Raw genomic sequence first — 21463 nt, forward strand, 5'->3', positions numbered from 1 at the left:
CCTCATTCAATTCATATGATATATCCAGCTTTGCAGAAGAAGTCTATTTTAGTTTTTATAAACCTCTGTTTGACAATTGGGCCCTTGTTTGCCGGCTCAGGCTTCAGTTTGATCAAAAATAATCGGGCTGCGGATGTTTATTATGGTGGAAGAAATCCTATCATTGAAACCGCTTTGGAACTTTTGGATGCAGATGCACAACAAGTTGGTCAATCTGCTTTTAAACGAATCGACAATGCTGATCCTGGGGCGATTATCGTTGGAGAATTGCATGATCCAATAATTGGCAAATTGATAAAAGATTATCATATCCGTCTTCCTGAAATGGAAGGTCAATGGGAAATGTTTTGTTTGAAGGTGATTCCGATAGAAAAAGTGCCGACACTTTTAGTGATAGGATCTGATGCTAGAGGTACGGCATATGGAGTGATGGAAATTTCTAGAAAATTGGGCGTTTCTCCATGGAGTTGGTGGGCAGATGTGGTTCCTCTTAAAAAATCAACAATTTCGCTGCCCGTCGATTTTGAAGACAAGCAATTTCCTAAAGTGCAATTCCGGGGAATTTTTTTAAATGATGAGGACTGGGGATTGACACCTTGGAGCAGCAAAACCTATGAACCCGAAGCAAAGTTAGATGCAGGAATTGATCCAGCCAAAACAAAAAAAATGGCGACGATAGGGCCTAAGACCTATGCACGTATTTTTGAGCTGTTATTAAGGCTGCGGGCTAATTCAATTTGGCCAGCAATGCATGAAGTAACTGTTCCTTTCTATTTTGTCCAGGGAAATCGCGAAATGGCCGAAAAATATGGAATATATATCGGCTCATCTCATTGTGAACCCCTCGCTCGAAACAGTGCGACGGAATGGGATATCGTAGGTCGGGGGCCCTATAATTATTTGACAAATAAAAATGAGATTGTTGATTATTGGTCCAATCGACTCAAAACACTGGGGCAATCCCATAACATATTTACACTGGGTATGCGTGGGAAACACGATGGAGCAATGGAAGGCGTCAAAACAACTGCAGCTTATAAAGATGCGATCAATAAGGTCATTAAAGATCAAACGGATCTGTTGAAAAAATATGTCAATGCAGACCCCGCACAGATTCCTCAGGTTGTTATACCTTATAAAGAGGTATTGGACGTGTATAGGGCCGGTATGGATCTTCCTGACTATACAACACTGATGTGGTGTGACGATAATTATGGTTATATCACCCACTTCCCAAATCCGATAGAAAGAAAAAGATCGGGTGGTAATGGACTGTATTATCATGTCTCCTATTGGGGACGACCACATGATTATCTTTGGTTGTCGACCATGAGTCCGGCGCTGATTTACCAGCAGCTTAATACAGCTTATCAACATGATGTTAAAAAAATGTGGATTGTCAATGTTGGGGATATTAAGCCTGCTGAATATCAGATTGAACTCCTGATGGACATGGCCTGGGATATGGACCGGGTAAAAAAAATAGGCATCTACCAGCATCTGAATCAATTTTTGCAACGGGAATTTGGACATCGTTTGGCGAAGAAGATCGTGCCGATTATGCAGGAACATTATCGGTTGGCTCATATTCGAAAACCTGAGTTTATGGGAAATACACGTACGGAAGAAAAAGATCCAGCCTATAAAATTGTGAAAGACCTACCTTGGTCCGAACAGCAGATTAAAAAGCGATTGGTGCAGTATAAACATATTCAAGATGCAGCCACCGCAATTGAGGCTTCAGTCCCGTTGGATCGCAAGGATGCATATTTTGAATTAGTGCTGTATCCGGTTGTTGCAGCGACAAAGATGAATGAAAAGCACCTTTATGCGCAGTTGGCACGTCATGGCAAAGCTGAATGGCAAAAAAGCCACGATGCGTATGATAAAATCGTTTCCTTAACTGCGCAATACAATGCCTTGAATAAAGGAAAGTGGAAGGGGATAATGGATTATAAACCCAGAAACCTTGCCGTTTTCGATAAGATTATAGAAGAGAAAGCAGTTGCTCCACTGGCCAATAATGATCAGCCCGTCAAGCGGATTCCTGGTAGAGATCTAAAAGGCTCAATAGGATATGAAGGTTTGGGGTATGAAGGGCAGGCTGGAGCTATCCCATTGGATGTAGAAGCCAGTTATCCGCTCAAAGGGCTCAAGGGCGATTCTGTTACCGTTGTCATCCACTTACTGCCTACACACCCGGTCTCTTCAGATGATTTGCGTTTTGAAGTTTCTTTGGGGCAACAGCGTTCGCCTGCCATTTCTTATAAAACAATTGGACGAAGTGAGGAGTGGAAAGAGAATGTCTTGCGCAACCAGGCCATTCGAACGATTAAATTTAAGATAGCTTCATTGCAACAGGACATATTGCGTATCAAAGCGCTTGATGAGGGCGTAGTGGTCGATGAAGTAACACTATATTTGGATTAAAGTATTCGTTTCCTACACTATAATGGAAACTCGTTATAGACTTATTCATAAGATTATAAAAATGAAAAAACAATTTCTAGTCACGCTCCTCGTTATTTTAACTTGCCTCGTTAAGGCACAATCTTCTGTCTACCTTTTCTCTTATTTTATAGGTAATGGTGCTGACGGACTGCATCTTGCTTATAGTTTGGATGGTCTGAAATGGGAACCCTTGAATCAGGGAAGACCTTTCTTAATACCAACGGTCGGAAAAGATAGGCTGATGCGTGATCCCAGTATTTGCCAAGGCCCTGATGGTACCTTTCACCTTGTATGGACAACGGGTTGGTGGGATAAAATTATCGGATATTCTTCTTCCAAAGATCTTGTACATTGGACCGAACAAAAAGAAATTCCAGTCATGGTAGATGAACCTGATGCGAAAAATGCATGGGCTCCAGAGCTTTTTTACGACAAGGCGACGAAGGAATATTATATCATTTGGGCCACGACGATCCCTGGTCGACATAAAGAGGTAAAGACCAGCGACAGTGAGAAAGGCTTAAACCATCGGATGTATAACGTCACGACAAAGGATTTTAAACGTTTTTCAAAAACCAAGTTATATTTTGATCCCGAATTTAGTGTCATCGATGCGGCCATTATACAAAAAGGCAATAAGGAATACATGATGGTGTTGAAAAATGAAAATTCTAACCCACCTGAGAAAAATATTCGGATCACAACAACAAAGCGTTTAGCGAAAGGATTTCCGACGACTGTCTCTAAGCCGATTACAGGAAATTATTGGGCGGAGGGGCCTGCTCCGCTGCAGGTTGGAGAGTATATATATGTATATTTTGATAAATACCGCGACCACAAATATGGAGCTGTACGAAGCAAAGACGGCATCAACTGGGAAGATGTCTCCGATCGGGTGAGCTTTCCGAAGGGAGTACGTCATGGAACTGCTTTTACGATAAATCAAACGGTTTTATCAAATCTGTTAAAAGCAAACTGATAGCCTTGTTAATTATTGACAGGCTATCGTATTATGCTATAGGGTGAAACAGTGAAGTACAGGTTGCATATCGATAAATAGATGCTTAATTTCATTGCATGAGTTCGGCACGGAATCCGAATATATGCAGACATAGATAAATATTATTTAAGGGATAGTCATGACGGTTTTTCTATGCCAAGCCGCTGATTGAACGTTCCTCTTGGTTTTAAGAATAGACAATTCAATAAAAATAGCATGAAGAAAATCCTCTTTTCCTTTATTTTGGCAGGTATTGCGTTCAGTACACAGGCTAAAGTCACTTTACCACATGTTTTTGGATCGAATATGGTTCTTCAGCAAGGAAAACCAGTGGTGGTATGGGGGCATGCGGATCCTCAGGAGAAGATTGAAGTCAGATTGAAAGGTTTGATAAGGAAAACAGTGGCCGATCAAAAAGGAGCATGGCGTGTTACCTTTACTGCTCAAAAAGCAAGTTTTGATGCATTTACTATGGAAGTAAAGGGAGATAATACCATTTTGCTGAAAAATGTTGTTGTGGGTGAAGTTTGGCTATGTTCAGGGCAGTCTAATATGGAGTATACGATGCAGTTACATAAGGGTTATAAGAAGCCTGCGGTTGGAGTTGATCGGGCTGAGGAAGAATTGCGACAACCTGGAAATCCGAAAATTCGGTTATTCCTTGTTGCCAAAAAGAAAGGGCAGCAGGACGATGTGGAAACTAAAGGGTGGGAAGTAGCGGATCCGAATTCACTCGCGCAATTTTCGGCTCCGGGTTATTTCTTTGGAAAGACCCTGCAACAACAGCTGAACGTTCCCGTGGGATTGATCAGCTCATCTTGGGGAGGTAGTAGGATAGAGCCCTGGACACCCTTGGAAGCCTATCAAAACTCCAGCACTTTTAAACAGGAAACCCGAAATGGGGAAACGAAAATTGAGCATGCTGTTGCCGGAGAAATGTATGAAGCGATGATCCGTCCATTGGCGCCTTTTGCGATGAAAGGATTTATCTGGTATCAAGGTGAAAGCAATCTGATGTTTGAGGATGCTCGTTACTATGCAAAACAGAAATTGCTGATCGATACCTGGCGTAAAAACTGGAAGGACAAAAATATGCCTTTTTACTATGTTCAGATTGCCCCTTATTATTATAGTAAAAGAAAGGATAAAACACAGCATCATGTAGAGGCGTTGCCTTGGTTTTGGGAGATTCAGACAAAATGCATGAACATTAAAAATTCGGGAATGGCTGTAGTCACTGATTTGGTCGACGACCTATCTGACATACACCCCTCCTATAAATGGGAAGTAGGACGTCGCTTGGCATTATGGCCACTGGCATTTGACTATGGTCAAAAGAATATTGTTTTTTCAGGACCACAATATAAGAGTAAAAAGATAGTCGGAAATAACGTAATCCTGAACTTTAAGCATGTTGGCAGCGGATTGCAATGTAAAGGCGATCAATTGACCTGGTTTGAGGTTGCTGGAGCAGATGGTAAATTTGTACCTGCAGAAGCAAAAATTGAAGGTGATCATGTCGTTGTATCCGCTGCTTCGGTAAGGTCACCAAAACAGGTACGCTTTGGTTGGCATGAAACAGCGCGTCCCAATTTTTTTAATAAGGAAGGATTGCCTACTTTACCTTTTAGAACGGAGTAGTGTTTGATTGTTATAAAAAAGGTTTTCAAACGGGGAGAATGAAAACCTTTAAAATAACCAATTAATCCTAAATTTATGATAAAAAATATGATACTATTTTACTGGCTTTCCTTTGATATAATAGCTTTTTTTATCTAAATCATACCAAAAGTAGGCACCGTCTAAATTGGGAAATAACCAATTTAATACAGCAAGTTTAGGTATACCGAATGAATTTGTCATCCTGTGCTGTTCTGTCTCGACAGTATCGCAGGGGGTGAATGCCGATATCGGCAACATAACCATACAGGTAAGTTCAGGATACTTAAGTGTCCTGAACTTTTTATTTTAGAGGTTTGCTAATTCAATGAATAAACCTATGCTTAAAATTCGAATTGTCTTCTTTGCTTTGCTATACGTTATGATGGCACATAGTGCCTCAGCACAAACGATGAAGCAAATACGCTATCTCTCAGGAACGGACAACGTTCATACGGTCAATTGGGACTTCTGGGTAACTGGGGGACGTAAGGCTGGAAAATGGGATAAGATTGCGGTTCCCGGTCATTGGGAACAACAGGGATTTGGGGCTTATAACTATGGTCGGGACTATGTGACCTATGGCAAGAATTTCATCTTTCACGATGAGAAAGGTTTGTACCGGCATCAATTTACTGTTCCAAAAAACTGGAAAGGTAAAAAAATAAGCCTTGTGTTTGAAGGTTCGATGACAGATACCGAAGTTAAGATCAACGGTAAGCTGGCTGGAGATATCCACCAAGGTGCTTTCTATCAGTTTAAGTACGATGTCACCGAGAAGATCAGCTTTGACAAGGCCAATATATTGGAAGCGACTGTATCAAAAATGTCATCTGATAAATCTGTTAACAATGCGGAGCGCCTTGCAGATTATTGGATTTTAGGCGGTATTTATAGACCTGTATACCTCGAGGCGACACCACAAGAGCATATCAGTTGGACAGCTATCGACGCCAAAGCAGATGGAACTTTTCGAAGCAACGTGCATTTAGAAAGTTTGTCTAAAGCCACAAATCTACAGGTGGAGATCAAAGATCTGAAGGGCAACGTGATCGCAAATCAGAAGTTTCCGATTATGGCGAAAGATTCGGTAAAATTGATCGAAATGAAAGTGGAAAAACCGTTATTGTGGACAGCGGAGACGCCAAACTTGTATCAGGTCACGTACACCCTATGGGATGGGAAGAATAAAGGATATCAATCTCAAGATCGTTTTGGTTTCCGGACGATCGAAGTTCGAGAAGGAGATGGTATCTATGTCAATGGTGTAAAAGTGAAGATGAAAGGTGTCAACCGTCATGTATGGTGGCCCGAAACTGGACGATCTGTGAACGCACAATTGGATCTGAATGATGTTAAACTGATCAAAGAAATGAACATGAATGCGGTACGCTGTTCACATTATCCGCCAGATAGATCGTTTTTGGCCTATTGCGATTCATTGGGCTTATATGTTTTGGATGAATTGGCCGGATGGCAGAAGGCATATAGCACTGTTGTGGGTAAAAAGCTAGTGCGAGAAATGGTTATCCGAGATGCCAATCATCCTTCCATTATACTTTGGAGTAATGGCAATGAAGGCGGGCATAATAAAGAACTTGTTGATGAGTATAAAAAATATGATCTTTCGGCAAGAACGGTAATCCATGCACATCATAGACCTGGGAACGCCATCAATGGAATCGATTGCAACCATTATGAAGACTTTTATTCAACAAAAAAAATTCTGGAAGGGCCAAACATTTACATGCCGACTGAATTTCTCCATGCACAGGACGATGGCGGCGCCGCAGCAGGATTAGCAGATATATGGGAGTTGCACTGGAATGCCAAATTAGGTGCAGGCGGATTTATTTGGGATTTTGCAGATGAAGGTATCGTGCGTACAGATTTCAACAATGTGATTGATGTCAACCGCGTAAATGCCCCCGATGGAATCCTTGGGCCACATCGCGAAAAAGAGGGAAGTTTCTATGCTATTCGGGAAATCTATTCACCTGTACATATTACGATGAAGAAATTACCTGCCGACTTCAATGGAACTATTCCGGTGGAAAATCGTTATCACTTTACCGACCTAAAAGATTGCAGGTTTGAGGGTAAATTGATTACTTATAAACAGCCCTATGCCGAAGAAGCGGGGGTGGACTCGGTGTTGAATCTAAAGATAAATAGTCCTGTATTGGCTCCGACTCAAAAAGGAAACGTGCGGTTGAATTTACCGAGCGATTGGAAACAATATGATGCACTAATATTGATGGCAACTGACTCACATGGGGAGGAAATTTATACTTGGACATGGCGTATAAAATCCAATCAGGCTCTTACAGCTGAAATTCTACCTTTAAAATCTTCTACCGATGTTGAAGCGAAAGAGGACAGTGTGAATTATATCCTCAAGGCAAGCGGAATAACAGCTTTTATCTCCAAAAAAACAGGATTATTGGTTGATCTGGCCAATGATTATAGCATGAAATTAGCTTTTAATAATGGCCCGGTGCTTATTGATGGACAGTCGGAGCTGAAAAGTGCTAAACGTTGGCAGGATGGAAAAAATGAAGTTGTTGAGTTTATGTTTGATGGCAATCTAAGTTTTATCCGTTGGACGATGCGGCCAGACGGCTGGTTGAAACTTGATTATGCTTACAATATGAAAAAAACAGTGCCTTATGCCGGAGTAAGCTTCAACTTTCCTGAAAACTATATTATTGGGGCCAAATGGCTCGGTAATGGACCGTATCGCGTATGGAAGAATAGGATGCAAGGTGTCACCCTAAATACATGGGAAAAAATGTACAATGATGGAAAAGCCGGTATTGGTCCATGGGCATTTCCTGAATTTAAAGGCTACTTCTCCGATGTTAGCTGGGTACAATTCAATACAGTGCAAGGCAAGTTTTTGGTCGCAACAGATCAGGAAGATTTATTTGTGCGATTGTTCGAGTTTTACGGAATTTCCGGTCCTAAAGGATATCCGCAATTGCCGTCTGGAGATATTTCCTTTTTAGATGCTATTCCCCCTATTGGAACAAAACTGGCATTGGGAATTAATGGAAATGCTGCCGTGAATGGACCCGCGGGTGAGCTTAATCAAATGGATAAAAGGATCAACCGGACACTCTATTTTTACTTTGGAACCCCAAAAGGCGAAAAAGAAAACACACAATTTGTGATGCCTAAGGTTAATGTGTTGACTGATTAAAAGAATAATGCATAAAAAAAGGGCTTTTCTATGTTAATAGAAAAGCCCTTTTTTTATGGCGTAACCCTAATAGTATGTATTCTTTTCCATCATGCTTATTTAGGTTTCTTGAACCCAAAAAGGTTGTGCTTTATTCACTTTTATCACTATTCGTGTAGGAAAAATCATTGACGTATTTATTTTGAATAGCAGTTGATGTCGTTTTTTTAAGATGTACATCCTTCAATCGTATGGTCTGAATTGGAAGTTCGGGATTACCATTGATCTTCGAGACAAACTGACCTACTTCAGCTTTAATGTGGGAAAGATAGACATTCGTTATTGGAGTCAGTTTTTTTACTTTGGTTGGTACCAGGTTGCGCCATTGATAGAGCACATCCGTATCTATTCCAAGTATACCTTCCTTTACGTTTTGGGCTTTGATCTTTGAAAAATAAATGTTTTTAACGTAACCGCCCATTCGTTCATTGGTTTTGATGAAAAGTAGATGCATGAGCTTCTCATTCGGCAGTACTGTGCAATTGTTTACGTAAATATTTTCAATCCCTCCCGACAGTTCACTTCCAACGGCAAGGAGCTGGTGACCGTCACGGATCTCGCAATTACGGATCACAATATTCTTTGTTGGCGTTTTCAACCGCCAGCCTTCGGGATTTCTACCCGACTTCAAGGCAATAGCATCATCCCCTGGTCAAATACACAATTTTCAATCAATACATTCTGACTCATTTCTGGGTCAATTCCATCATTGTTATGCCCATGGGCGTAGATGTCGATGCCACGGATAAGCGCATCTTTCGTTAGGTAGAGATGCAAGGTCCAAAAAGGACTGTTTCGGATCTTGATATCTTCGACCCTCACATGTTGGCAACGGTTAAATTGAATAAACTGAGGTCTAAGGTTAGATGTGTCGTTGACCATGAGACGCTGTTCCACAGGCATCCCTTCTTGTGCCCAATTATAGAGATTTTTGATGCTTTCCATGTGCGGCTTTGGTCTCGGAAACCATTTCTCCCAAACAGTCAGATCTGCTTTTATGGTTCCCTTACCGGTAATGGCAACATTTGTCGCTTCGTATGCATAGATCAATGGCGAATAATTATAGCACTCAAGCCCTTCCCAGCTACTGTGAACAGCAGGTAAATAGTCTTTCGGGTCGCCCGAAAATAATAAGGTTGCTCCTGCACTGACATGTAAGTTAACATTGCTCTTTAGGTGTATTGCCTTGGTTGACCATTCTCCAGGAGGAATAATGATATTGCCACCCGATGTTGTCGCTAGCACAATTGCCTTCGCGATTGCTGTGGTAGTACTTTCCTTGTCACCCTGACGTGCACCAAAATCGCGGATATCGTAGTTTTTACAATGCTCGAAATTTGGGACCTTAAATACTGGGATTTCAAAAGGAGCTTTGATTTTAATATCGTCTTGGTTGATCTTGCTGATCTGCGCGACGCTCAATCGAGTAAAAGCGATCGATAGTAAAATAAGGGCGAAGATTGATTTATATTTCATGTTTATAATTATTTCATGAGCACGCAAGCTTGGTTTGTGTTTTTTAAGGCCATATGGAATATCCAGTTTATTTTTCATCAGGAGGTCCTAAGCAATTGATTAAAAACAATAAAGACTAAAAATAAGGAACAATCAAGGGGGAACCTAATTTTACCAGGCAGGACAGTACAAGGTGGTTTGGATATATTTTCTTAAGGATAAGGTATCACCAAATCCATATCAACTCCTGACTGCAAGCGGATTGTTAAAAAGGTGAGTGCATGGTGAATCAACCTCTAAAAGGTGGACTCAACGTGGACTCACTGTGCACTCAACGTGGTTACAGTTAGGAGTTGGTCATAAGTTGGTGTGGCGTTGGAGTTGAGAATTCTATAACAAATATATTACGAATGACGTTGAATCCCTGTTTTTGACCTTATTATACATGAAAACGAGCACTTTCTGACTGTATTGTCTGGTTTGTTCAGGATACTACAGGACGGCTCTTGTTAAAAATGTTGATACTTTTAAAACTAGCTACTTATTTAAGTATCCTTAAATACGCTAATCAATTCGACGGCATTGTCTACACTTTTTAATTAAGCTGTAGACAAGCGGGGAAACAAGACTTAATAAAACTAAATATGATGAAAAAAATCTTTCGATTTTTACTCCTGCTTACATCAATTGCGATCTTGTCCAATGCACATGCGCAAGGAAAGTTTCCGGACGGAACAGCAATCTCAAAATGGTTCGAGACTGTAAAATCGACTGAGATCGGAACGCTCGGAGAGAAATTTCTCATCACGGATTTTGGTGTGGTCGCAGATAGCACCATCGTGCAAACTGCCAAAATCCAACAAGCAATTGATAAAGCATATCAAAGTGGAGGCGGTGTCGTCGTCGTACCTAAAGGGATCTATCTGAGTGGTTCATTATTTTTTAAACCAAAGACACACTTGCACTTGGAAGAAGGGGCTGTGTTAAAAGGAAGTGATGATATCGCAGATTTTGCGCTAGCGGAGACTCGAATGGAAGGTCAGACAGTGAAATATTTTTTGGCGCTTGTCAATGCGGATCAGGTGGATGGATTTACAATTTCGGGCAAAGGCACACTCGATGGAAACGGGTTGCGCTACTGGCGATCCTTTTGGCTTCGAAGACAGTTTAATCCACAATGCACAAATATGGACGAGATGCGCCCACGCTTACTTTATGTTTCCAATAGCAAGGACGTACAAATATCGGGCATTCGTTTGATCAATTCACCGTTTTGGACCTCACATTATTATAAATGTGAAAATCTCAAATTGATCGGTTTGCACATTTCGGCGCCAAAGGAACCTGTGAAAGCGCCTAGTTCAGATGCGATTGATTTGGATGTCTGCCGCAATGTATTGATTAAGGATTGTTACTTATCCGTTAACGATGATGCGATCGCATTAAAAGGAGGTAAAGGGCCTAAGTCCGACAAAGATCCTAATAATGGACCTAATTCAAATATTATTATTGAGAACTGTTTCTTTGGATTTTGTCATAGTGCACTGACTTGTGGTAGTGAATCTATTCATAGCTATAATGTGATTTTTAGGAACAATACCTTAGATAAAGCACGCAAGCTGTTGCAGTTAAAGATGCGGCCAGATACGCCACAGGAATATGAAAACATTTTGATCGAAAATGTAAAGGGAAATGTCAATAGCATGTTGTTTATTAAACCTTGGACCCAATTTTTTGATTTGAAGGGCGAGAAAGATATTAAAATGTCCTATGCAAGAAATATTGTCCTACGCAATATAGATCTGGATTGCGACATCGTATTCGATGTCCTCAATTCGGAACAATATGTGCTGTCGGATTTTACATTTCAAAATATGCACGTCCGTGCAGCCAAAGATCCAGCGATTCACAGGGAATATATTAAAAACTTTGTCCTAAATAATGTAACTGTTAATAATAAAAAGCAATAATAATATGTACCAGCATATTGCTGTGGCTTAGACCTTGAATTATGAAGACAAAACTTATTCTTTTGACCGGGGCGCTGATCGGTTCCCTAGCCGTTTCAGGCCAACGTAAAATGGAGTTTTTGGATCGGGGGATGGTGGGTGTAAAAACGACGGACAACGCTGTTTTTTTAAGCTGGCGTCTGCTTGGCACTGACGATTTTGATACGGCTTTTGCAATTTATAGAAAGGATGGGAATGGCAAGCAGAAAAGACTAAATACTTCACCTTTGACCGAAGGGACTAATTTTTTGGACGATCATGTCGATTTGAATCAAGATGTTACTTACATTTTGGATATAGTAGCCGGAGGTAAAGAAAAAGAAGTCGCTAAATTGACCTTATCGAAAGATCAAAAAGTACAGCAATACTTAAATATTCCCTTACGTACTCCCAAAGGGTACACTCCGGGTGATATTTCTGTAGGTGATTTGGATGGAGACGGGACTTACGAACTGATTGTTCATCAGACGGGTGTTGGACATGACAATGCACACAATGGGATTACTTCGGAACCTATTTTTCAGGCATATAAACTAGATGGTACTTTTCTTTGGGAAATCAATTTGGGTAAAAATATCCGGGAAGGAGCACATTATACCCAATTTATGGTATACGACCTCGATAGTGACGGCCGTGCAGAGCTGGTCTGCAAAACGGCCGACGGTACGAAAGATGGACTGGGAAATGTCATTGGTGATGCCCAGGCCGATTGGCGTGATACTGTATTAAATTCGCGGACTGTTGGTCGCATATTGAAAGGACCTGAATATTTAACCGTATTTGATGGATTGACGGGCAAAGCCCTAAGCTCTGTAAATTATTTACCAGAACGTGGAGAGCTAAGTTCATGGGGAGATACAAATGCTAATCGCAGCGATCGATTTTTAGCTTGTGTAGCCTATTTGGATGGTGTACATCCAAGTGTTGTGATGACGCGGGGATATTATGAACGGACAGCTTTGGCAGCGTGGGACTTTAAAGATAAAAAATTAGTGAACCGCTGGGTATTTGATAGCAAAGTTCGTAAAGATCCTTATTCCGGACAGGGATATCATAATCTTACGGTCGCGGATGTTGACCAGGATGGCAAAGATGAAATTGTGTTTGGTTCGATGGTTATTGATGATAATGGCAAAGGTCTATACAGTACAGGACTGGGACATGGTGATGCGCTGCATGTCGGTGACCTAGATCCTGAAAGACCCGGCCTGGAGATCTTTGGAATCCATGAACTGAAAGGAGGGCGGAAAGGGACCGGCGTGGCTTTATTGGATGCCAAAACTGGCGCAATATTGTTTAAAAGTGCAATAGACCAAGATATTCCCCGCGGTGTTGCTGCAAATATAGATCCCGATCATAAAGGGGCGTATCTGTGGTGGCTGGGATCTAGAGATATGTACGATACCAAAGGTAATCGTGTAGGGCCGGCGCCGAGATCGACCAATTTTCTGATCTGGTGGGATGCCGATTTGAGCCGGGAACTTTTAAACAGTAACTATATTGAAAAATATAAAAATGGGAAAATAGAACGAATCTTTACGGCGATTGGAGCATCATCGATCAATGGAACTAAAAGTACACCTAACCTGAGCGCGGATATCTTTGGCGATTGGCGTGAAGAATTGATCCTACGTGCAGATGACAACCAAAGCCTACGTATCTATACAACAACGATCCCTACAACACAAAGGGTATATACGTTGATGCATGATCCACAGTATCGCTTGAGCATAGCATGGCAGAATGTGGCTTACAATCAACCGCCACATACGGGGTATTATCTCGGTGCAGGTATGGATCGTCCAGTCAAGCCGAACATTCAGCTGGTTAAGTATGGCCATAAAAAATAGTAATTTGGAAGCGCGATTTGGATTTTTTGACTAAAAGAAATAGATAAGTTAGCAAATGAAGCATACAATAAAATGGATAGGGATGGCACTGACAGCCGTTCTTTTGATATCCTTTGCGAAACAGCAAGATAGACCTACGATTTATCTTATCGGTGATTCGACCGTTAAGAACAGCAATAAGGAATATTGGGGCTGGGGTACCCTGCTTCCTGAATTATTGGATACGACACGAATCCGTGTAGACAATCATGCGATGGCGGGGCGTAGTACACGAACATTTGTCAAAGAAGGAAGATGGGCAAAAGTTGATTCTTTGTTCAAGCCGGGAGATTTCTTATTGATTCAGTTTGGCCATAACGAGGGCAGTAAGCCCGATACCAGCAAACAAGGCTATCGGGGTGTGCTACGGGGCATCGGCCAGGACTCCGTTGTGCTGGATTGGGGAAATGGAAAGAAGGAGACCGTACACACTTACGGTGAAAACCTGCGTCGTTTTGTGATTGAAGCAAAGAAAAAGGGGGTAACACCAATTTTGTTATCCATGATTCCGCGCAACCAATGGGATAATCAAGGTAAGGTGAAACGGGCCGACAACGACTTTGGCTTGTGGGCTAGGCAGATTGCAGAAGAACAGGGCGTTCCTTTTTTGGATCTGAATAGTATTACCGCAGATAAATATGATCAGCTTGGTGCTGAACGGGTAAAATCCAATTATTTTCCAGGTGACCATACACATACGAATAAAGCTGGAGCAAGAGAAAATGCATTGTCTGTTATCGAAGGATTTCGGAGGATTAAAAGCCAATTAGTACAATACATTAAATAAAAATGAAGATGAAATTGAAATTGTTGCCTTGGGCTGTGGTCCTTTTCGCTGTAATCAGTATGTCTTTTTTGGAAAAACAGCATAAACCGACCTTATTTATTATTGGTGATTCCACCGTAAAAAACGGACAGGGAAATGGGGCCAATGGACAGTGGGGCTGGGGAAGTTTGATCGGTCAGTATTTTAAATTAGATAAGATCAATGTCAAGAATCGTGCTTTGGGGGGAACAAGTACCCGGACATTTTATAACAATCCAAAGCTTTGGCAGAGGGTACTGGATAGCATACAGCCGGGCGATTTTGTCCTTATGCAATTTGGACATAATGATTCAAGTCCTATTGTGGATACGTTACGTGCTCGTGGAACGATAAAAGGAAATGGCGACGATTACCAAGAAGTGTATAATCCATTGCTGAAGCAACATGAAGTTGTCTATAGTTATGGTTTTTACTTACGTCGATTTGTGAAAAATATTCAAGATAAAGGAGCCACAGCAATTATTTGTTCACCTATTCCGCGCAATGCCTGGGAAGGAAACCAAGTGCGTAAATCGGATTATGCAACATGGGCAAAAGAAGCTGCACAACAGGCTAATGCGTTTTTTATCCCCTTGCAGGATCAAGTGATAGCCCAGTATGAAACATTGGGGAAAAAGAAAGTAGAAACAGAATTTTTTGATCCTAAAGATGCGACCCATACAATTAAAGCAGGTGCTTTGCTAAATGCTAAACTCGTTGCTGAACAATTGAAAGCACAAACCAAAATCGGACTAAAGAAATTTATGTAGTATGATAAAATCTACCTTTCCGCTGGCGATCTTCTTTCTGCTCACAGTATTTATAGTCCGTGCACAGCAACGGCCCAATATTGTGTTGATTCTGGCCGATGACATGGGCTATGCTGATTTAGGTTGTTTTGGTTCCGAAATTCAGACCCCACATTTGGATAAAATGGCAAAGGAAGGTATTAAGATGACTAACTTTTATAATGCTTCGCGTTGTTGTCCATCACGTGCTTCTCTATTGACCGGATTGTATCCGCATCAGGCAGGTGTGGGTGATATGATGAACAAGCGTCCTTTTCCTGCCTATCAGGGCTATTTAAATCGAAACTCGGTCACATTGGCCGAACTATTGAAAAGCGCAGGTTATGGAACTTATATGGCTGGGAAATGGCATGTTGGACAGGAAAAAGAAAATTGGCCTCGGCAGCGTGGATTTCAGCGCTACTATGGGCTAATTGATGGAGCAAACAGCTACTTTGAAAACCGGCCTTATCGTCCCAAACAAAAATTGACGATAGCTTTGGACAATGAGACGATCGTTCCGCCAAAAGATTACTATAGCTCGGATGCCTATACGGATTATGCGATGGCTTTCATTGGCGAGCATTTGGAAACGAAAAAAGAGGATCCTTTTTTTCTATACCTCGCTTTTCAGGCGCCCCACTGGCCTATACATGCCAAACCGCAGGATATTGCAAAGTATCGGGGTAAATATATGGAAGGCTGGGAGGCTATCCGTGAAAAGCGTTTTCAAAAACAGCAGCAGTTAGGGATAGTGCCACCAACGACCAAATTGTCTCCAATGGATACCACCTTGCGAAATTGGAATGATTGCAGCTGGGAAGAAAAAGTAAAATGGGATGAAAAGATGGCTGTCTACGCGGCGATGGTAGACGAATTGGATCAGAATGTTGGCCGACTGGTTGATTATCTCCAATCAAAAGGGCAATTGGACAACACTGTTTTTATTTTTCTCTCTGATAACGGGGCGAGCAATGAGACCATAACCAATGCGGGATTTACAGCAGAAATTAGAGCTGCGAATGAATTTCCTGCTAGTCATCCACGTTCTTTTACAGCTTATGGAATTGAAGGCGCTGCAGTGAGCAATACGCCTTTCAAAAAGTTCAAGCATTGGGAGTTTGAGGGTGGCAATGCAACCAGTTTTATCGCTTATGGGCCCAAGTTTCTGCCGCAAGGAAAACAGTTTGATAGGCCAGCCCATTTGATCGATATCATGCCAACCTTAGCACAATGGTCGGGAGCAAACTATCCTGAAAATTATGCCGGTAATACGATTAAACCGATGGAAGGGGCCTCCTTGCTTCCGCTATGGAATGAGCAACAGAAGGATATGGATCGGGAAATTTGTTTTGAGCACGAGGGTAACAAAGCTGTGCGCAAAGGTAAATGGAAATTGGTCTCTTCCTATCCTGAAAATAGGTGGTATTTATATGATATAGAAAAAGATAGAAGTGAAACAGTAGACTTATCAGCCTCTTTTCCGAAAATATACCGAGAAATGGTTCAGATCTATGAAAACTGGGCGAAAAGGGTTGGTGTGATACCCTACGAGCAGCTCGCTCAAAAACCTTCATGATTTCGCAGGCACCAACAGCAATGAAAGCAAAAGAAGGTTCTCTCTGGCCAATAAGATCAGACACTTTCTGAAAAAAAGGAATTCCCGTTATGAATAATTATATAAAGAAAAACATGAAAATATTTAATACTTATACGGCCACTTTGATGATTGCGTTTTTCCTTTCAGCATGTTCATCGACGAAGAAGGTTGTCGAACAGAGGCAGGAATTAACCGCTGTAGATGTACTCCGATCGTTGCAGCTGACCAATCGTTATTTCATGAACAAATGGACAGACACCGGTAAACCGATCTATACCAACCGTTGGCGGCCGAGCAATATCTGGACCCGGGCCGTTTATTACGAAGGGCTCATGGCACTTTATCAGATTGATAAAAACAACGAATACTACAATTATGCTGTGGATTGGGGAAATAAACATGACTGGGGTATGCGCAACGGTTTGGAAACTCGAAATGCCGATGACCAAGCTTGTGGGCAGACCTATCTGGATCTCTATGAGATTGAAGCAAAGCCTGAGCGTATCCAAAAGATTAAAGCCAATATAGATTACATTATCAAATCTGGAAAAGTAGACGATTGGACCTGGATTGATGCCATACAAATGGCCATGCCAATTTATGCTAAATTGGGAGTAATGACCAAGGATCAAACTTACTTTGATTACATGTATAAAATGTATCATCATTCAAAAACACAGGAAGGTGGAGGCCTGTATAACAAGGCCGATAAACTTTGGTGGCGCGATAAAGATTTTGTTCCTCCCTACAAGGAGCCGAATGGTGAGGATTGCTATTGGTCACGTGGCAATGGATGGGTTGTGGCAGCTTTGGTCAGGGTACTTGATTTAATTCCGGAGAACGAAGCACATCGTGCCGAGTACATGTCGGATTATAAAGCTATGATGGAAGCGCTTGTTCCTATTCAAAGACCGGATGGATTTTGGAATGTCAGTCTACACGATCCGACTAATTTTGGCGGACGTGAAACTTCAGGCACAGCATTATTTGCCTATGGTATGGCCTGGGGTATCAATAATGGTTTCCTGGATGCTAAAATATATCGCCCTGTTGTAGAAAAGGCATGGAAAGCAATGACAGCAGAAGCGGTACACCCTTCTGGTTTTTTGGGCTATTTGCAAGGAACAGGGAAAGAACCTAAGGATGGTCAGCCCGTCAGTTTTTCAAGTCAACCGGATTTTGAAGATTACGGTTTGGGTTGTTTCTTATTAGGAGGAACAGAAGTCTATAAAATGTTGTCAAGATAAGATGAAAAGGTCTCTGTTTATTTTTTGTTGCCTACTGCTTTCATTCGGTACATATGCTCAGGCGGGGAGGACTACTTTTAGTTTCAACGCTGACTGGCGTTACCATATTGGCGATGTAAGCGATGCTTCTGCTGTTAGCTTCGATGATCGGGCATGGAAGCAGGTTGCCTTGCCTCAAGCCTGGAATGAAGATGAAGCTTTCGCAAAAGCGATACATGACCTTTCGACAACTATTGTTTGGTATCGAAAAAAGTTTAGTATTCCCAAGGGAATTACTTCCGATAAGGTCTTTTTGGAATTTGAAGGGATTCGCTTTGGCGGAGAATTTTATCTCAATGGAAAATTTATTGGTCGTCATGAAAATGGCGTTATGGCAGCAGGACTTGATATTTCGGACCTGATTGATCGCGATCACGAAAATATCTTGGCCATACGTATAGACAATAGTTGGAGCTATCGTGAAAAGGCAACAAATAGCACGTATCAATGGAACGATAAAAACTTTAATGCAAACTATGGTGGAATTCCAAAAAATGTATGGATCCACTTTACTTCCAAAATTTATCAGACTTTACCATTGTATTCCAATTTGAAGACTACAGGTGTTTATGTGTATGCGAAAAACATAAATATCCCTGAAAAGACAATGGATCTTTTTGTTTCTTCGGAGGTAAAGAATGAAACCCTGCAATCGCGTCTGGTCAACTTTGTTGCCGAAGTACATAATGCCGAAGGAAAATTAGTGAAAACATTTTCAAAAAAGTTCAATCTTCCTGCCAATCAAACACAACAATTGACCATGAACTCAACGATGAATCAGGTTAATTTTTGGAGCTGGGGTTATGGCTATCTCTATACGGTTACGACAAAAATTGTACAGGACAACAAAACTATAGACGCTGTAAAGACGAAAACAGGATTTCGAAAAACGGCTTTTAAAGATGGCATGGTCTATCTGAATGATCAGGTTTTGATGATGAAGGGCTATGCACAGCGTACAAGTAATGAATGGCCTGCTGTTGGTTTGTCTGTAGCCCCTTGGTTAAGTGATTTTAGCAATGGACTCATGGTCAAGAGCAATGCCAATTTGGTTCGTTGGATGCACGTAACACCTTGGAAACAGGATGTTGAATCCTGCGACCGCGTGGGACTGATGCAAATGCTACCCGCAGGAGATGCCGAAAAAGATGTCCAAGGTAGACGTTGGGAACAGCGCACGGAGCTTATGCGTGATGCAATTATTTATTATCGGAATAACCCAAGTGTCTTGTTTTATGAATGTGGAAACGAATCGATTTCGGAGGAACATATGGCCGAAATGAAGACCATTCGTGATCAATACGATCCAGCTGGCGGACGGGCAATTGGCTCACGTGAAATGCTGGATAGTAAGTTAGCTGAGTATGGGGGTGAAATGTTGTATATCAATAAAAGTGCGCGTCATCCCATGATCGCAACCGAATATATGCGAGATGAGGCCTTACGTAAATATTGGGACGAATTGAGTTATCCTTTTCATAAGGATGGTGAAGGCCCGCTTTATAAAGGTGTAGATGCCAGTGATTATAACAGGAATCAAGATACTTATGTTGTTGAAGCGGTACACCGTTGGTGGGAATATTGGAAGATGCGTCCGGGCACTGGTGACCGCGTAAATTCGGGCGGTGTCAATATTATTTTCTCGGATTCCAATACCCATTTTAGGGGAAAAGAGAATTACAGAAGAAGTGGCGAAGTAGACGCCATGCGTATTCCCAAAGATGCTTACTTTGCCCACCAGGTGATGTGGGATGGCTGGATCGCTCCTGATCCAAAAGGCTTGTACCTTGTAGGGCACTGGAACTATGCGCCCGGAACGAAAAAAGATGTATTGGTCGTTTCGGCCGCTGACCGGGTCGAATTAGCTGTGAACGGAAAAGTACAGAAAGAAGCGGAAAAGCTATACGACTTCCTATACCGATTTCCATCCGTTGATTTTGAGGCCGGCGTATTGACGGCAAAATCATTCACAAAAGATGGAAAGTTGTTAAATAAGAAAGAACTAAAAACAACAGGTGAGCCTTACAAAATCCGTTTGACGGCGCAACATGGTAAAAATGGCTTATTTGCTGATGGTAACGATATGGTATTGGCAGAAGTCGAAGTGCTTGACAAAAACGGATTACGTTGCCCATTGGCTTCTAATACGATTGACTTTAAGTTGGATGGACCGATGGATTGGCGCGGGGGTATCGCCCAGGGGCCTGATAACTATATTTTAGCTACCTCACTTCCTGTGGAGGCTGGTGTAAATCGTGTATTGCTTCGCACAAAGTACAATAAATCGGGGCGTGTGATGTTGAAGGCGACATCAAGTGGTCTGCTGTCAGATTCAACCGTCTGGACGGTGCAACCGCTCAAAACCATGGCGGATTATTTCGTCAAGGAATCCAATGAAAATTTGCCTTCATTTTTAGCGCGTGGACCAAGTCCTGCGAACCCCACCTTGGTGCAGCTGAAAAAAAGTCTCAAAATCCGTGCAGTTGCTGCTGGCGCCAATCAAGAGAAAGCATCACACTCTTACGACGACAATGAACTGTCGGATTGGGTCAATGACGGACAACTAGGTACCGCCTGGATTACATATACTTTGCAGGAAAAATCCGATATCGATGAAGTTGACCTGAAACTGAATAATTTTAGATCAAGATCTTATCCATTGCAGATTTTTGTGGACGAAAAACTTGTTTTCGACGGCAATACCGATGTGACATTAGGCTATTGTACCTTGTCATTTCCGCGTATAAGGGGTGAAAAAATAACAATAAAACTTAAAAATGCACCTTTTACCACGAGGGAAAACAATCAGGTTGAAATGGGGGGCAAGAAACTTGATGATGGTGTGGCCCGTAATGACGTGAATGCCAAAGGCACCTTGAGCATTATCGAAGCTGACATACATCAGGTAGTGGTCAATTAAGAAAATTTGCCGATCATAAAATAGTTGAAGACTGAAAAGAAATGGAGAAAATAGCATTTAAAATGAAATTGAAACCGGGAATGTCTGCGGAATATAAGCGGAGACATGACGCGATCTGGCCAGAATTAATAACCTTATTACGCGAAAATGGGGTGTCTGATTATTCCATTTTTTTGGATGAGGAGACAGACACTCTATTTGCTGTTCAATATTTAGCAGGACATTCGTCACAAGAGTTGGGTAAGGAAGCTATTGTTCAGCAATGGTGGGATTATATGTATGATATCATGGAAGTACATGCCGATCATTCTCCAGTATCGGTCAGTTTGAAAAAAGTATTTCACATGGATTAGGCCAATT

The 21463-nt window shown here is 41.7% G+C and carries 14 protein-coding genes; 12 read left to right on the plus strand and 2 right to left on the minus strand.

What is annotated here, in order from left to right:
- The first annotated feature begins 15 nt into the window (after positions 1-15).
- The 4 genes from OK025_RS10310 to OK025_RS10325 all read left to right on the plus strand — a co-directional run bounded on the left by OK025_RS10310 (position 16) and on the right by OK025_RS10325 (position 8312).
- Positions 16-2430 (plus strand): glycosyl hydrolase 115 family protein, encoded by a 2415-nt coding sequence (locus OK025_RS10310; RefSeq protein ID WP_317669388.1) that lies wholly within the window; start codon positions 16-18, stop codon positions 2428-2430.
- Positions 2431-2491: 61 nt separating this feature from the next.
- Positions 2492-3430: a glycoside hydrolase family 43 protein gene (locus OK025_RS10315; protein WP_145327547.1), complete on the plus strand. Its 939-nt coding sequence runs from the start codon at positions 2492-2494 to the stop codon at positions 3428-3430.
- A 237-nt stretch (positions 3431-3667) separates the two neighbouring features.
- Positions 3668-5092: a sialate O-acetylesterase gene (locus tag OK025_RS10320; RefSeq protein ID WP_317669389.1), complete on the plus strand. Its 1425-nt coding sequence runs from the start codon at positions 3668-3670 to the stop codon at positions 5090-5092.
- Positions 5093-5450: 358 nt separating this feature from the next.
- A complete protein-coding gene (locus tag OK025_RS10325; protein ID WP_317669390.1) occupies positions 5451-8312 on the plus strand; it encodes a glycoside hydrolase family 2 protein in 2862 nt (953 codons plus the stop codon).
- A gap of 130 nt (positions 8313-8442) precedes the next feature.
- Here the strand turns inward: OK025_RS10325 and OK025_RS10330 are convergent, their stop codons facing one another.
- Together OK025_RS10330 and OK025_RS10335 are read right to left on the minus strand one after the other, a co-directional pair.
- Positions 8443-8982, minus strand: a complete 540-nt coding sequence (locus OK025_RS10330; protein WP_317669391.1) for a glycosyl hydrolase family 28 protein — start codon at positions 8980-8982, stop codon at positions 8443-8445.
- A complete protein-coding gene (locus OK025_RS10335) occupies positions 8979-9827 on the minus strand; it encodes a glycoside hydrolase family 28 protein (protein ID WP_317669392.1) in 849 nt (282 codons plus the stop codon). The genes OK025_RS10330 and OK025_RS10335 overlap by 4 nt, the downstream gene beginning before the upstream one ends.
- Before the next feature lie 623 nt (positions 9828-10450).
- Here OK025_RS10335 and OK025_RS10340 point away from each other — a divergent pair.
- The 8 genes from OK025_RS10340 to rhaM all read left to right on the plus strand — a co-directional run bounded on the left by OK025_RS10340 (position 10451) and on the right by rhaM (position 21456).
- On the plus strand, positions 10451-11776 hold the full coding sequence (locus tag OK025_RS10340; RefSeq protein ID WP_317669393.1) for a glycoside hydrolase family 28 protein: 1326 nt from the start codon (positions 10451-10453) through the stop codon (positions 11774-11776).
- A gap of 41 nt (positions 11777-11817) precedes the next feature.
- Positions 11818-13665, plus strand: a complete 1848-nt coding sequence (locus tag OK025_RS10345; protein WP_317669394.1) for a rhamnogalacturonan lyase — start codon at positions 11818-11820, stop codon at positions 13663-13665.
- Positions 13666-13720: 55 nt separating this feature from the next.
- Positions 13721-14491, plus strand: coding sequence for a rhamnogalacturonan acetylesterase (locus tag OK025_RS10350; RefSeq protein WP_159727312.1), 771 nt, complete (start codon positions 13721-13723; stop codon positions 14489-14491).
- Positions 14492-14499: 8 nt separating this feature from the next.
- Positions 14500-15279 carry a rhamnogalacturonan acetylesterase gene (locus OK025_RS10355; protein ID WP_317669395.1) on the plus strand — a complete coding sequence of 260 codons (780 nt, stop codon included), beginning with the start codon at positions 14500-14502 and terminating at the stop codon, positions 15277-15279.
- A 1-nt stretch (position 15280) separates the two neighbouring features.
- On the plus strand, positions 15281-16876 hold the full coding sequence (locus OK025_RS10360; protein WP_317669396.1) for an arylsulfatase: 1596 nt from the start codon (positions 15281-15283) through the stop codon (positions 16874-16876).
- 113 nt (positions 16877-16989) lie between these two features.
- Positions 16990-18144, plus strand: coding sequence for a glycoside hydrolase family 88 protein (locus tag OK025_RS10365; protein WP_317669397.1), 1155 nt, complete (start codon positions 16990-16992; stop codon positions 18142-18144).
- 1 nt (position 18145) lies between these two features.
- Complete coding sequence (locus OK025_RS10370; RefSeq protein WP_317669398.1) at positions 18146-21103, plus strand: glycoside hydrolase family 2 protein; 2958 nt, start codon at positions 18146-18148, stop codon at positions 21101-21103.
- A 41-nt stretch (positions 21104-21144) separates the two neighbouring features.
- A complete protein-coding gene (gene rhaM / locus OK025_RS10375) occupies positions 21145-21456 on the plus strand; it encodes an L-rhamnose mutarotase (protein WP_159727303.1) in 312 nt (103 codons plus the stop codon).
- Positions 21457-21463 lie beyond the last annotated feature (7 nt).

Source organism: Sphingobacterium sp. UGAL515B_05, from assembly GCF_033097525.1.
Taxonomy (GTDB): domain Bacteria; phylum Bacteroidota; class Bacteroidia; order Sphingobacteriales; family Sphingobacteriaceae; genus Sphingobacterium.

Coding starts and splice junctions, on each gene's coding strand:
- OK025_RS10370 (WP_317669398.1), top strand. CDS start 18,146: ATGAAAAGGTCTCTGTTTATTTTTTGTTGCCTACTGCTTTCATTCGGT.
- OK025_RS10315 (WP_145327547.1), top strand. CDS start 2,492: ATGAAAAAACAATTTCTAGTCACGCTCCTCGTTATTTTAACTTGCCTC.
- OK025_RS10350 (WP_159727312.1), top strand. CDS start 13,721: ATGAAGCATACAATAAAATGGATAGGGATGGCACTGACAGCCGTTCTT.
- OK025_RS10310 (WP_317669388.1), top strand. CDS start 16: ATGATATATCCAGCTTTGCAGAAGAAGTCTATTTTAGTTTTTATAAAC.
- OK025_RS10365 (WP_317669397.1), top strand. CDS start 16,990: ATGAAAATATTTAATACTTATACGGCCACTTTGATGATTGCGTTTTTC.
- OK025_RS10355 (WP_317669395.1), top strand. CDS start 14,500: ATGAAATTGAAATTGTTGCCTTGGGCTGTGGTCCTTTTCGCTGTAATC.
- OK025_RS10335 (WP_317669392.1), bottom strand. CDS start 9,827: ATGAAATATAAATCAATCTTCGCCCTTATTTTACTATCGATCGCTTTT.
- rhaM (WP_159727303.1), top strand. CDS start 21,145: ATGGAGAAAATAGCATTTAAAATGAAATTGAAACCGGGAATGTCTGCG.
- OK025_RS10325 (WP_317669390.1), top strand. CDS start 5,451: ATGCTTAAAATTCGAATTGTCTTCTTTGCTTTGCTATACGTTATGATG.
- OK025_RS10360 (WP_317669396.1), top strand. CDS start 15,281: ATGATAAAATCTACCTTTCCGCTGGCGATCTTCTTTCTGCTCACAGTA.
- OK025_RS10345 (WP_317669394.1), top strand. CDS start 11,818: ATGAAGACAAAACTTATTCTTTTGACCGGGGCGCTGATCGGTTCCCTA.
- OK025_RS10340 (WP_317669393.1), top strand. CDS start 10,451: ATGATGAAAAAAATCTTTCGATTTTTACTCCTGCTTACATCAATTGCG.
- OK025_RS10320 (WP_317669389.1), top strand. CDS start 3,668: ATGAAGAAAATCCTCTTTTCCTTTATTTTGGCAGGTATTGCGTTCAGT.